Here is a 15,008-nt window from a genome sequence, read left to right on the forward strand (position 1 = left end):
ACAAAATAGCCCTGTCTTTTTAATCAGAGCTATTTTGATACTTACCTACATATTTCTTCTATACTGTCCGCCAACTTCGTAAAGCGCTTGGGTAATTTGTCCAAGACTTGCCACTTTTACCGTTTCCATTAATTCTGTAAAGATGTTACCGTTATTCACTGCTGTTTGTTTTAGTTTCTTTAACGCATCCTCTACTTTGTCATTATTCCGTTCTTGGAAATCATGAAGGTTGCGGATTTGTGTTTCTTTTTCTTCGGTAGTTGCACGGGCAAGTTCAATATTATTCATCTCTTCCTCGGAAGGAGGGTTTGGATTTAAATAAGTATTAACCCCAATAATTGGCAGCTCGCCAGTGTGTTTCTTCATTTCATAAAACATGGATTCTTCCTGGATCTTGCCACGTTGATATTGGGTTTCCATAGCGCCAAGAACTCCGCCGCGATCATTAATTCTCTCAAATTCTTGAAGGACGGCTTCTTCTACTAGGTCTGTTAATTCTTCAATAATAAAGGAACCTTGTAATGGATTTTCATTTTTCGTTAAACCGTGTTCCTTTGTAATAATCATTTGAATGGCCATTGCCCGTCTTACCGATTCCTCAGTCGGTGTCGTAATGGCTTCATCATATGCATTTGTATGAAGAGAATTACAATTATCATGGATAGCCATTAATGCTTGCAGCGTTGTACGAATATCATTAAAATCAATCTCCTGAGCATGTAAGGACCGGCCGGAGGTTTGAATATGATATTTCAATTTCTGGCTGCGCTCATTTGCTCCATATTTATCTCTCATAACGATTGCCCAAATTCTCCTTGCTACCCTTCCAATCACGGAGTACTCTGGGTCCAGACCATTGGAGAAAAAGAAAGATAGATTTGGTGCAAAGTCGTTAATATTCATACCGCGACTTAAATAATATTCTACATAGGTAAAGCCATTTGCCAATGTAAAAGCAAGCTGTGAAATTGGATTAGCTCCAGCTTCCGCGATATGGTAACCAGAGATCGAGACGGAATAATAGTTGCGTACTTTATGATCAATAAAGTATTGCTGAATATCACCCATCATTCTTAGGGCAAATTCAGTAGAAAAAATACATGTATTTTGCCCTTGATCTTCTTTTAAAATATCCGCTTGCACCGTTCCTCGTACTACCTGTAATGTCTGCTCTTTTATTTCAGCAAATTCTTGGGGTGTCACTAACCGGCCAAGTTCCTCTTCTTTTCTTTTCACTTGTTGGTCGATGGCAGTATTCATAAACATTGCTAAAATGATTGGCGCAGGTCCATTAATCGTCATAGAAACCGATGTGGATGGGTGACAAAGATCAAATCCAGCATACAGCTTCTTCATATCATCCAGTGTACAAATACTTACCCCTGATTCTCCAACTTTTCCATAAATGTCTGGACGATAATCAGGATCTTCCCCATATAAAGTAACAGAGTCAAATGCTGTACTTAAACGTTTTGCAGAGTCATCCTTAGATAAGTAATGAAATCTTCGGTTTGTTCTTTCCGGAGTTCCTTCTCCAGCAAATTGCCTTTTTGGATCCTCGCCTTCACGCTTAAACGGAAATACTCCTGCTGTAAAAGGAAAGGAACCAGGAACATTTTCTCTATACACCCAGCCTAAAATTTCTCCGTAATCCTCGTATTTTGGCAGGGCTACCTTAGGAATTTTAAGACCAGATAAGCTGGTTGTTTTTAGTTCTGTTACAATTTCTTTATCACGTATTCTCGTGATAAATTGATCACCTGCATATTTTTCTTTAAGTTCCTGCCAGTTTTTTAATATTTTTTTTGATTCCGTCGTGAGTTTTTCTTCAGTATCCTGTTTTAATACTTCAAGCGGTGAAATAATTTCTTGATTTAATCCGGTTTCTTTTGCTGCTGCAATTGCACCCTCTAATTGGAATAACTTCCTTGCAAACTGGACTTGCTCTTTCGCTTTTTTATGATAATTTCTTACGGTATCAGAAATCTCCCTTAAATAATATCTTCTGCTATTCGGAATAATGACATTTTGCTTTTCAACCTTTGCATCCTTTGAAAATGACACTTCCCAATTAAAGCCCATTTTTTCATTTACTTTTTCAATAAGTGCGGCAAAAAGCGCATTCGTTCCCGGATCATTAAATTGACTTGCAATGGTACCGTAGACAGGCATCTTTTTCAGTTCTTGATCAAATAGCAGATGACTGCGTTGATACTGCTTGCGAACCTGGCTTCTAGCATCTTCTGATCCTTGGCGTTCAAATTTATTAATGACGATAAGATCGGCATAATCAATCATATCGATTTTTTCCAATTGGGAAGGGGCTCCAAACTCACTAGTCATGACATACATCGAGATATCGCAAATCTCCGTAATTTCAGCATCACCTTGCCCGATTCCACTTGTTTCCACGATGATAAGGTCAAATCCTGCCGCTTTTACTATATTAATGGCATCCTTTATTGCAAGGGATAGCTCGGTTCTTGAACCGCGGGTTGCCAAGCTTCTCATATATACACGTGAGTTAAAAATAGCATTCATACGAATTCTATCCCCTAGTAATGCGCCACCCGTTTTTTGTTTTGTCGGATCAATAGATAGAATCGCAACTCTTTTTTCAGGTATTTCGTTTAGGAAACGACGAATTAATTCATCCGTCAAAGAGCTCTTACCCGCTCCCCCTGTACCGGTTATTCCGATTACCGGAGACTTGGACGAAACATTTTTCAATTCAAGAAGAGCACTTTCAACAGCTGTTGCAGCCTCATCTTTTAAATCTAATTGATTTTCAGCAATAGTGATAAGCTTCGCGACCGCATTGATATTTCCGGCTTGCAGCTTTTCTATCTCTTCCTGTAAAGAACCGGTTAGAGTAGGATGGTCGCATTCCTCCAGCATGATATTAATCATCCCTTGAAGGCCATATTTCCTTCCATCATCGGGAGAAAAAATCCAGGAGATTCCATAATCATGTAATTCTTTTATTTCACGTGGAATAATAACCCCGCCTCCGCCGCCATAAATACGGATATGGGAAGCTCCTCTTTCTTTCAATAAATCATACATGTATTTAAAATATTCGACATGTCCCCCTTGATACGAAGAAATCGCAATTCCTTGAACATCCTCTTGGATTGCGGCATTTACGACCTCTTCTACAGATCGGTTATGGCCAAGATGGATAACCTCTGCTCCGCTTGACTGCAAAATTCTCCGCATGATATTGATGGAGGCATCATGACCATCGAAAAGGCTTGATGCTGTAACAAAACGAACCGCATGTTTTGGCCGATAAATTTGAACTGTGCTCATTTTCATCCCCCTGTTCACAGTTGTGTTTGATATTGTTCAATACCTGTAAAAAGCAAATCTGTTTGCACTTTAATATAATCATCAATGGTATAATTTTTTGCTAATGCCCATCTTCTGAAACCCCACATTTGCCCTTGCACAAAGATATTATGGGACAATAAATCGATATGTTCGTCATCCATTACAAGCTCGCCATTGTCAATGCAGCGTCTAATAATCGTTTCAAACATCCCGACCATTTCCAATTCCTTTTTTAAAACATATGGAAGTGCATCCTTGGATAATGACTTTGCTTCCTGATACATAACGAGAACTTCATCCTGCATTTCATCCATGATTTTAAAATAATGAGCAATCCCCAGTTTCAGACTTTCCAATGTCCCCTTGTCTACATCCATTCCCTGCAAACGCTCCCGTACCTGGTCATAGATGCTATCACAAACTAAATATAAAACATCCTCTTTTGTTCGAATATATTCATATAATGTTCCAATGCTGAATCCCGCAGCTTGGGCAATTTCCCGTGTTGTGGTTCGGTGGAAGCCCTTTTGTTTAAAAAGAGCTACTGCCCCTCGAATCATTTGATTTCTACGCATTTTTACTAAACGTTCGTCTTTCACAGAGGCATGGACCGTTCGTTTTTTATTCACTACCATTAACCCGCCTCCTTTTTAGAAAAGTGTAAGCGCCTTGACCATCGGCGTATGGATTTCGTAGTCTTCGACTGAGATAAAGGAAACCGTGCTGAGGTAGTTCACGAGCTATTGAAAATTGAACTACCATTTTCACCGAGTAAAATTTGAAGTGCAAATTTCACCTGATGTTGACTTATCGTAGGGAGAAGACGGAGAAATCCACTAGCCGATAGGCGTTATTGAAATTGAAGCGCAAATTTCACCTGGAACTAGACAAAATCCATACTTAAGATAATCTTCGTAATATATTAAAATCCCCTTTTTGACCGTGAAAAAGTAAATCTCCCCATTACTTTGTTAGCATTCGTGAAATAACTAATCTTTGAATCTCTTGTGTACCTTCATAGATTTGAGTAATTTTCGCATCACGCATAAATCTTTCTACTGGATAGTCTTTTGTATAACCATATCCGCCAAATACCTGAACGGCTTCTGTTGTCACTTTCATTGCTGTATCCCCCGCAAAAAGCTTCGACATTGCCGATTCTTTTCCATATGGTAATCCATTCGATTCTAACCATGCAGCTTGATAGGTTAATAAACGAGATGCTTCCACATTTGTTGCCATATCTGCTAGTTTAAAAGATACCCCTTGATTCGCAACAATTGGTTTGCCAAATTGATGGCGTTCCTTTGCATAAGCAACTGCTGCATCTAGTGCCCCTTGTGCAATACCTACTGCTTGAGCAGCAATACCATTCCGTCCGCCATCTAAGGTCATCATCGCTATCTTAAACCCATCTCCCTCTTCTCCTAGAAGGTTTTCCTTTGGTACAATACAATCTTCAAAAATAATTTCTGTTGTTGGCGATGAACGAATTCCTAGTTTCTTCTCTTTCTTTCCCACGGAGAAACCTTTGAAATCGGATTCGATAATAAAGGCACTGGTACCTTTATGCTTAGAGGATGGATCTGTTAACGCAAATACAACATAGATATCTGCAACCCCGCCATTGGTAATGAAGATTTTTGAACCGTTCAGTACATAATGATCCCCTTCCAGACGTGCTGTCGTTCTCATGCCGCCAGCATCAGATCCTGATCCCGGTTCCGTTAAGCCATAACCGCCGATTTTCTTGCCTTCTGCCATTGGACGCAAATATTTTTGCTTTTGTTCTTCCGATCCAAATTTGAAAATTGGCCAGCCTGCCAAGGAGGTATGAGCGGAAAGTGTTACACCAGTTGATGCACAGACTCTTGATAACTCTTCTACCGCAATACAATAAGCCAAATAATCACTGCCAATACCGCCATACTCCTCCGGCCAAGGAATACCTGTTAGTCCTAATTCCGCCATTTTATCGAAGATTTCACGATCAAAGCGTTCCTCTTCATCACGTTCTGCAGCTGTTGGAGCTACTTCGTTTTCTGCAAAATCACGGACCATTTTTCGAATCATTTCATGTTCTTCAGATAGTTTAAAATTCACCTTGTATTCCTCCTAGACTAAATATTTGCTAATAACAATGCGTTGAATTTCACTTGTACCTTCATATATCTCGGTGATTTTTGCATCCCGGAAAAGCCTTTCTACAGGATAATCCTTTGTATATCCGTAGCCTCCAAACACTTGGATTGCTTCTGTTGTTACTTCTACAGCGGTACGCGAGGCAAATAACTTTGCGATGGATGCTTCCTTTCCACAAGGAAGTCCTTCTGTCCGAAGATTTGCAGCCCGATATACGAGTAATTTCGCTGCCTCTACACTTGTTGCCATATCCGCCAGCTTAAAGCCAACTCCTTGTTGAGCAGCAATTGGCTTACCAAATTGTTTGCGCTCCTTGGCATATTCAACTGCCTTTTCAAATGCTGCATCAGCTATCCCAAGAGCTTGGGTAGCGATTCCAATACGGCCACTATCCAGGTTGTACATGGCAATTTTATAGCCTTGCCCCTCTTCGCCTAATCGATTCTCTACAGGAACTTTCATGTCCTCAAAAGTGAGTTGTACCGTTCTTGATCCAGATAGCCCCATTTTATGCTCATCTTTTCCGATAATTAGCCCTGGAGTATCCTTTTCCACAATAAAAGCAGTGACTTCCGTCTGACCGGTTTTAGCAAACACAATGTAGATATCTGCCTCACCGCCATTAGTAATAAACATTTTCGAGCCATTTAATATATAATAATCCCCTTGTTTGACCGCTTTTGTTCGAAGGCTTCTAGCATCCGAACCTGCATTTGCCTCTGTTAAGCAAAATGCCCCAAGATATTCCCCCGATGCAAGCTTCGGAACATATTTTTGCTTCTGCTCCTCCGTACCAAAATAAAGGATTGGGCTTGTGCCCACAGATGTGTGTACGGAAAGAATAACCCCTATTGTTGCACTAACTTTGGAAATCTCATGTAACGCAATAATATATGACATATAATCCATGCCTGATCCGCCATACTCTTCTGGCACGATAATCCCCATCAAACCAAGTTCCCCCATTTTACGGAGGATTTCTCTCGGGAAATCACCACTTTCCATTCTTTCAATAAAAGGGACAATTTCGTCTTCGGCAAAATCACGAACCATGTTTCTCATCATGATTTGCTCTTCTGTAAAATGCAAATCCATCCCTGTCACCCCTTTGTTCGGTATTACACCTATCAATCTCTTCATTAGTCATAAATATAAAATCCGCGTCCTGTTTTCTTGCCTAACCAACCTGCTTTAACGTATTTTCTTAAAAGTGGACAAGGTCTGTATTTATCATCCCCAAACCCTTCATGCAGGGTCTCCATAATATAAAGACATGTATCCAGCCCAATGAAGTCAGCAAGAGTAAGCGGTCCCATCGGATGGTTCATCCCAAGCTTCATGACCTCGTCGATTGCTTCCTTGGTAGCTACTCCTTCGTATAATGTATAAATTGCTTCATTGATCATTGGCATGAGGACACGATTGGAAACGAAGCCCGGAAAATCATTAACCTCGACCGGTACCTTGTTCAGTGTCTTTGTCATATCTTCAATAACTTGATATACTTCATCTGCTGTTGCAAGCCCACGGATGATTTCCACCAGCTTCATGACAGGCACTGGATTCATGAAATGCATACCAATTACTTTTTCCGGACGCTTTGTCGCGGCAGCAATTTCGGTAATTGGCAGTGATGAAGTGTTAGAAGCCAAAATCGTATGCTCTGGTGCAATTTGATCCAAGTCGGCGAAAATTTTTGCTTTGATATTCATGTTTTCGACTGCTGCTTCAATCACAATATCTGCTTCTTTCGCATCTCCTAGATTCGTAGATTTTACCAGATTAGATAGAATGTTATTTTTTTCGTCCTCCGTCATTCTTTCTTTCTGCACCTGATGGGAGAGATTTTTAGAAATAACACCTAAACCTTTTTCCACAAATTCATCCTTTAAATCATTTAAAATGACTTTATATCCGGCCTGCGCACAAACCTGGGCAATTCCTGATCCCATTTGTCCGGCACCAATTACCATTACTGTTTTAATATTCATTGTAGGACCTCCCTCTACTTAACCTCTATCATAATAGCGTCGCCTTGACCGCCTCCGGAGCAAATGGCAGCTATTCCAATTCCACCGCCGCGTCTTTTTAACTCGTACGCGAGTGTTAAAATAATTCTTGCACCGCTTGCACCAATCGGATGCCCAAGTGCAACGGCTCCGCCATTAACATTTACCTTTTCCGAATCGATATTCGCAATTTTACTGCTTGCCAATGAAACCGCGGCAAATGCTTCATTAATTTCAAACAAATCAATTTCATCCACTGTTTTACCTGTTTTCTTTAAAAGCGCGTTAATGACTAATCCAGGTGTTTGCGGAAAATCCTTCGCTTCCGTCGCAATAGCAGTGTGACCTAAGATATAAGCAAGTGGTTCCCGTCCCTCTTTCTGTGCTCTTTCCTCACTCATTAACACCAGTGCTGCAGCTCCATCATTGACACCAGGTGCATTTCCTGCCGTTATCGTTCCATTCTTATCAAAAGCTGGAGATAATTTGGCCAGTTTCTCAACCGAGGTATCTTTTCTAGGTGCTTCATCATCCTTAACAACAATCGGGTCCCCTTTGCGCCCATGGATGGTTACAGGTATGATTTCTTCAGCAAATACCCCTTTTTCAATCGCTGTAACGGCCCGTTGATGACTCCTATACGCCCACTTATCCTGTTCTTCTCTCGTAATCTCGAATTCTTCCGCTGTATTGTTTCCGTAGGTCCCCATATGAACCCCGCTGAAACTACATGTTAAACCATCATGAAGCATTAAATCCTGAAGTGCTGCATCCCCCATTCTCATTCCCCATCGTGCTTTTGGAAGAATATATGGCGCATTCGACATCGATTCCATTCCACCGGCAACTATTAACTCCTCATCCCCGGCACGGATAATTTGATCCGCTAGAGTGACACTTCTCATTCCTGATGCACAAACCTTATTAATGGTTTCCGTCTTTACTTCCCAAGGTATTCCGGCTTCTCTTGCAGCCTGTCTTGAAGGGATTTGCCCTTGACCGCCTTGTAAAACAGTACCTAAAATGACTTCTTGCACTTCTTCCGGTTGAACATTAGCCCGTTGTAATGCTTCCTTAACTGCTATACCACCTAATTGCGTAGCTGTTAAGGAACTTAAACCGCCACCAAACTTGCCAAAAGGTGTTCTCGCGCCGCTTAGAATCACTGTTCTTGTCACTTTAATCTCCTCCTAATAGAAAAGCGTAGGTGCTGGAGCTAGACAGCTCCTAACTTCACTTCGAATTTTATATTACTTTGAGATTCACGATAGTAACCGCTTTCATCTTGTGAAATACGAAGCATCGATTTGCTTAAAATCGCTTTCGTCATATTGACTGAACGCTCGCTCGGCAAAGAATGAATAGAAAAGGGACATCGAAAGTCCCTTTAACATTTTTTATAATTCTATAATATATGATTAATAGTAAAAGTTGAAATATTTTAATAAAATTTTGCGAAATTATTTATGAGGCTACGGTTGTTTGTTCAGGTTCACCGCAAACGGCCTTTTCAAGAAGCTCTGCCACGTCATATGTTTTGACGGTATCTTCGACTTCTTTTGCTTTTGTACCATCTGATAGCATTGTCAAACAGTACGGACATCCAGAGCTGATGACAGATGGATTCACCGCCAATGCTTGCTCTGTCCTTGCAACATTAATACGATGACCTGTGTCCTCTTCCATCCACATTAATCCCCCGCCTGCGCCGCAGCACATTCCTGTTTCGCGATTGCGTTCCATTTCCACAAGCTTAACTCCCGGCAATGATTTTAGAATTTCACGAGGCGGATCATACACATCATTATAGCGACCTAAATAACAAGAATCGTGGAAGGTGATGGTTTCCTTTACCTCATATTTTGATACAAGGCGGCCATCCTGCAATAATTGATGAAGAAGCTCTGTATGATGATATACCTCTGCTTCCAAACCAAAATCAGGATATTCCTTCTTGAAAATGTTATATGCATGAGGGTCAATCGTAACAATTTTCTTCACATCATTTTTCTGGAACTCATCAATATTTTGCCCAGCAAGTTCTTGGAATAAAAACTCATTTCCTAAGCGGCGCGCCGTATCTCCTGAGTTTTTCTCTTTATTTCCTAAAATGGCGAACTTCACGCCCGCTTCGTTCATCAGCTTTGCAAATGATAAAGCAATCTTTTGACTTCTGTTATCAAAGGATCCCATAGAGCCAACCCAGAATAAATATTCAAATTCCTCGCCTGCTTTTTTCATTTCCTTCACTGTAGGAACATGTACATCTTCTCTTGCTTCTCGCCAATTCTCACGTTCCTTGCGATTTAATCCCCATGGATTTCCTTGGCGTTCAATGTTTTGCATGGCTCTTTGTGCATCCGGATTCATCTTTCCTTCTGTTAAAACAAGATAACGACGCAGGTCGATGATTTTGTCCACATGCTCGTTCATTACTGGACATTGATCTTCACAGTTACGGCATGTTGTACAAGCCCAGATTTCTTCTTCTGTAATAATATCGCCAATTAGGCTTGGACTGTAGCTTAATGCTGCTGCAGACTCCTCCGCTCCTTGGCCTCCACTAGCTAATGCAATTTGATTTCCTTTTGTATGAGAAAAAGCAAAAGTCGGTACCCACGGCTGCTTGGATGTAACTGCAGCTCCATAGTTTGTTAAATGGTCTCTCAGCTTTACGATTAAATCCATCGGAGACAACATTTTTCCTGTCCCTGTTGCAGGACACATATTAGTACAACGACCGCATTCCACACAAGCATATAAATCCACTAGTTGATGTTGTTTGAAATCCTCAATCTTTCCAACCCCAAACGATTCCTGGGATTCATCTTCAAAGTTAATAGGACTGAGTTTTCCAACACCATCCAAACGGTTTAAGAATACATTTGCCGGTCCTGCAATTAAGTGTGCATGTTTTGATTGTGGAACATAGACTAGGAATGATAATAAGAAAATCAAATGAATCCACCATGCAATATAGAAGATAATGATGGATGCTGTTTCACCAATCCATCCAAACGCTGCAGCGATACAGGATGCAATTGGCTCCGTCCATGACAATTCTTCACCATGCCAAATGATGCCCATTCCGCTTCCAACTAAAACAGATATCATTAATCCACCGATAAATAATAAGACAAGTCCTGATTTAAACCCGCGTTTCAATCGCACTAATTTTTCGATATAACGGCGATAAAATGCCCAGATGGTTGCTACTAAAATAACTAACGTAACAATTTCTTGGAAAAACGTAAAGCCAGGATATATTGGTCCAAGCGGTAGATGAGAATCGGGTGCTAACCCTCTCCAAATAAAGTCGATGGCTCCAAATTGCACCAAAATAAAGCCGTAGAAGAACATTACATGGATGGCCCCGCTTTTTTTATCCTTTAAAAGCTTTTTCTGACCAAATACGTTGATCCAAATCTTTTGCATCCGTTCCTTCATGCGTTTATCAAACTCTACTTTTTTTCCTAGTTTGATATATTGAACCCTCGTTTTGACCACATACACAAACAAGGATATCGCGTAAACGGTTACAAAAAGAAATGCAATCCAATTCACCCACAATAACCAACTCATCTTTGTGAAAACACTCCCCTCTAAGGTGAAATACCCCTTCGAAACACCAAAATTTTCTGAATGTTGCTTACTTACATTATATAATGAATGAGCATTCAGTCAACAGGTTTCTACGATATTTTTTAAAAATTTATAATAGCAAATACTATTATGTTTTTTCCCCTTTTTGAAAATACTATCTACCTCATGATTCTCACGCTTTTAGGCTATAATAGTAAGACTTTATGACTCCCCGAGGAGAGAGTATGATGATATGGGTTTCTATTTTGATTTTATTCATTATTCTAATCGTTGCGTACTGCATTCTGGATTATAAAATGGGCCGAAGAAATTTTCACCAGAATAGCCCTTCTAGAGACTATTCCAAACGAAAAGGTGATATACATCTTATTACACATGGGAAAGATCTTTTCTCATTATTGTTTGCTGATATAAATGATGCACAATCAAGCATTCATATTTTATTTTATATTGTAAAAGATGATCAGTTCAGTAAGAATTTTTTACAGCTGCTGATACAAAAAGCAAAGCAAGGTGTTGAAGTTCGCCTGTTGATAGATTGGCTGGGGAGCCACAATACCCCTAAATCTTTGATAAAGGAAATAAGAAACGCAGGCGGACATGTTGCCTATAGTAATCGGTTGAAATTCCCATATCCCTTCTTCTCCCTGCAACAACGGAACCATCGGAAAATTTCCGTCATTGACGGTAAAATTGGATATGTTGGCGGGTATAATGTTGGGAAGGAATACACCGATGAGGATCCTGTTTTATCTCCATGGAGGGATTATCACCTACGTATTTTCGGTGAGAGCGTTCATGATTTACAAAATGAGTTTCTAATAGATTGGAATCGCTCAACAAAAAATCCTATTGAAAAAGACGATAAATATTTCTCAGCACTTCCAACAGGGGAAATGCAACATCAATTTTTACCGACAGAAGGCTTGCGCTTAGAACATACAGTATGTGAATTAATTGAAGCTGCAAAGGAATCAATATGTATTGGCACCCCCTATTTTATTCCCTCTAAGACTATTTTAGGGAAATTAATGGATGCTTTGAAAAGAGGAGTAAAAGTTCGAATTATTGTCCCCAAAAAAGCAGACCACTTCTTAGTAAAAGAGGCTTCCTTTTTTTATCTTAGGGCCTTAATTGGGTTGGGGGCAGAAGTATATCAATATTTAAATGGATTTTACCATGCGAAAATAATTATTGTGGATGAAGAAATATGCCAAATCGGAACGGCGAATTTTGATCGGAGAAGTATATATTTAAACCTTGAAATTAATTGTTATATTTATGATCAGGATTTTATTCAAAAAATACTTACAGTCGTCGAAAAGGATATTTGTGACTCTCATCGTCTTTCGATGGAGGAATTGAAAAATACTACATTCGCTACAAAGTTGAAGGAAGTTGGAGCTAAAGCAGTCGAAGATTTTTTATAGAAATGTCCCAAATGCAGTGATGCAGTAGGGACATTTTTGGTTTGGCGGGATTATTGGAAGATTTCGCCGGATTATTACTGGATTTGGCGGGATTAACTCAAATTTTCGCGGGATTATTGTCCATAACAGTGGAAATATTCTGAGTTGCCGTCGATCCCTTATTTAAAAAAGTAGGAAAAAATAGAGGTTATTTTTGAGTAACCTCTATACCGTAACAATGTACTATCCATTATTAATAGTAGGCTGTGGTTTGTATTACAGGCAGTAAAAGATAAACAAGATGCTGTAAGGGTAGAGAGACAATAAGCCTTTTTTCATTGAATAAATGCTCCCTAATTAATCTTCTTTAAAAATCACGGTAATTTTCTTTGTACGTTTTGAACTTTTATACCAGTTCAAAAGTGAATCATAATCTGCATTTTGAATATCCGCGGTTTGGATTAAAACGTTATTATTACTTATCCACTTATATTCCGTTATGGGCCATGTTGCTTTTTCTATGAACTCTTTGGAATGTTTTTCACTTTTCGGCTGCATTAGATTCATGTCCTTCAAATCAATAGGTATAATATTATTTCTCATTACAACATTACCTTCGTTAACTCCAAAGTGAAAAACAACATTTTCTTGATTCGGAGACTGCTTCATATCTATTAAGATTCCATATCCAAGTTCTATACTTGATATGATTTTTTTATCTGCTGATATCTTTATAAGGAGGCTGGAGCATAACGTATTTCCGCAGTTAAACTTTAAAATGTTATAAAAACTTCCATCTAAACTCTTGAGATTTAGGTAACTAGCTGAGCTCCTATCGATTTCGAGCTTTTTATCAGGTTGATCATTTAAATATTTTTCATATATCGGAACCGAGCTAATAGTAACGGGAAATTTATCGCCTTTTGCATCGGTAAGCTGAATTATTGCTGATTCTTTTTTTTGAGTCTTTGATGTTTCACTGAATAGACTCCAAGTTTTCCCACCATCATTTGATTTCATGATCTGTGCGGATTTCACATTTATTCCCCATCCAACTTGTGTAGACGTAAATCTCAGGTTCTGCAAGGTATAGGTTAACAAGGCTATTTTTTTCCACGTTTTCCCGCCATCTTTCGTTTGGTAAAGAACGGAGGCATCATTATTAATCGAATACTTAACATTTGCCCAGCCGATTTTGTTATTTAAAAACGTTACTTCCCCCATTCCATCTAGCTTAGTTAACAGCTTCCAATGGTTACCTTGGTCTCGGCTATAGTAAATGAGGGTTGTGTACTTTTTCATCCCCTCTATCGTAACGGTAAGCAGCGCATTAGATTGGTCAAAGAACTGAGGCTCACTATAACTTATTAAATCGTCTGCATCCAATTTCGGCAGAGGGATATTTAATTGATTCCATGTCCGGCCACCATCATTCGTTTTATAAAAAATGACTTCATGCGGGTCATTTCCGTATCCTGTTAAAAATCCATGGTTTTCATCAATGAATATGATAGATTTTGGATCTTTTGTATCCGGAATACCTTTCGTCGTATCATCACCTACATGATAGACTAAATCCCATGAGGTTCCTTGATTCCTTGTTTGATAAATATCAAAGGGGCTGTGACCCAAACCATTTCCACGATGTACCAACATCCATCCTGTTGTTGAACTTATGAAGGAAAAACTAGAGATATCCGCTTTACCATCCTTTCTTAATTTTGGGACTAAGGACGAATTCCATGTCTTTCCGCCATCCGTTGATTTATATAAATTTGCTCTATCTGCTGTCCAAACTAATTTCTCATTAAATGCATATAGAGTTAAAAATTCATTTTGTCCCTCGGAAGCTTTGTGAGGGGTAACTTCTACCCATTTATCCTGGTTCCTAGAAAATATTTTTTGTCCAGTTGATGCAAAACCAGTTTTATTATTAGCCATAAAAAGTTGAGAAAATTGATTCTTTGGAGTCGTTGTAGAAACATTGGAGGTTATTTTGGAATTAGCGGTTTCTGAAGAAGTCTTTTGCTTTTTGGCCGGTTGAACAACTTTTTGTTTAGTACTTTTTAAAGTAGTATTTTCATTAGTGCCTTGCTTGCACCCGCTGATGACCCAGCTCATAAGAAAAATTGCTACAATCATCCATATTTTCACTTTCATTTTTCTTCACTGATGAATAATTTCATTATCCAAGCCCCTTTCCAAATGTATTGACAATAGTATTTTACCAAATGTTACAAATATATTAAATATTTTAAGAATATATTTCAAACTCTAAATTTCGACAGCATCAAAATATAGGCCAATGATTAATAATATTGATTTTTTACAATTACCTTTTAATGGGCATGTTATGCGGTTAATTATTGAAAGTTGATCTTTGAACATTCATAAAGACCATTGGTGCTCGGTTTTTTCCTTCCATTGGTCTTTTGAACCCTTATAAAGACCATCGACTCTCGGTTTCTTCCTTAGATTGGTCTTTTGAACTCTTATAAAGGACAAACGTAAG

Annotated in this window: 9 protein-coding genes; 1 reads left to right on the top strand and 8 read right to left on the bottom strand. The window is 39.1% G+C overall.

Features of this window, described 5'->3' with window-relative positions; all coding sequences use genetic code 11:
* Window positions 1-45: 45 nt before the first annotated feature.
* The 7 genes from icmF to AN964_RS19230 all read right to left on the bottom strand — a co-directional run bounded on the left by icmF (window position 46) and on the right by AN964_RS19230 (window position 11,066).
* The gene (icmF, locus tag AN964_RS19200; RefSeq protein ID WP_055741433.1) at window positions 46-3,312 is read right to left on the bottom strand and encodes a fused isobutyryl-CoA mutase/GTPase IcmF; all 3,267 of its coding nucleotides are present in this window, start codon (window positions 3,310-3,312) and stop codon (window positions 46-48) included.
* Window positions 3,313-3,326: 14 nt separating this feature from the next.
* Window positions 3,327-3,968 carry a TetR/AcrR family transcriptional regulator gene (locus AN964_RS19205; protein ID WP_055741434.1) on the bottom strand — a complete coding sequence of 214 codons (642 nt, stop codon included), beginning with the start codon at window positions 3,966-3,968 and terminating at the stop codon, window positions 3,327-3,329.
* Between the two features lie 328 nt (window positions 3,969-4,296).
* The gene (locus AN964_RS19210) at window positions 4,297-5,436 is read right to left on the bottom strand and encodes an acyl-CoA dehydrogenase (protein WP_055741435.1); all 1,140 of its coding nucleotides are present in this window, start codon (window positions 5,434-5,436) and stop codon (window positions 4,297-4,299) included.
* 12 nt (window positions 5,437-5,448) lie between these two features.
* The gene (locus AN964_RS19215; protein WP_055741436.1) at window positions 5,449-6,570 is read right to left on the bottom strand and encodes an acyl-CoA dehydrogenase; all 1,122 of its coding nucleotides are present in this window, start codon (window positions 6,568-6,570) and stop codon (window positions 5,449-5,451) included.
* Between the two features lie 44 nt (window positions 6,571-6,614).
* Window positions 6,615-7,466 (bottom strand): 3-hydroxybutyryl-CoA dehydrogenase, encoded by an 852-nt coding sequence (locus AN964_RS19220; RefSeq protein WP_055741437.1) that lies wholly within the window; start codon window positions 7,464-7,466, stop codon window positions 6,615-6,617.
* A 14-nt stretch (window positions 7,467-7,480) separates the two neighbouring features.
* Window positions 7,481-8,662 (bottom strand): acetyl-CoA C-acetyltransferase, encoded by a 1,182-nt coding sequence (locus AN964_RS19225; RefSeq protein ID WP_055741438.1) that lies wholly within the window; start codon window positions 8,660-8,662, stop codon window positions 7,481-7,483.
* Between the two features lie 286 nt (window positions 8,663-8,948).
* On the bottom strand, window positions 8,949-11,066 hold the full coding sequence (locus tag AN964_RS19230; RefSeq protein WP_055741439.1) for a 4Fe-4S dicluster domain-containing protein: 2,118 nt from the start codon (window positions 11,064-11,066) through the stop codon (window positions 8,949-8,951).
* A 248-nt stretch (window positions 11,067-11,314) separates the two neighbouring features.
* Here AN964_RS19230 and cls point away from each other — a divergent pair, with 248 nt between their 5' ends.
* The gene (gene cls, locus AN964_RS19235) at window positions 11,315-12,517 is read left to right on the top strand and encodes a cardiolipin synthase (protein ID WP_055741440.1); all 1,203 of its coding nucleotides are present in this window, start codon (window positions 11,315-11,317) and stop codon (window positions 12,515-12,517) included.
* Between the two features lie 336 nt (window positions 12,518-12,853).
* On the opposite strand, the gene AN964_RS19240 is transcribed toward cls, so the two are convergent.
* The gene (locus AN964_RS19240; RefSeq protein WP_161809294.1) at window positions 12,854-14,656 is read right to left on the bottom strand and encodes a WD40/YVTN/BNR-like repeat-containing protein; all 1,803 of its coding nucleotides are present in this window, start codon (window positions 14,654-14,656) and stop codon (window positions 12,854-12,856) included.
* Window positions 14,657-15,008: the final 352 nt, after the last annotated feature.

It is taken from the genome of Heyndrickxia shackletonii (genome assembly GCF_001420715.1).
In the GTDB taxonomy this organism is placed as follows: Bacteria; Bacillota; Bacilli; order Bacillales; family Bacillaceae_C; genus Margalitia; species Margalitia shackletonii.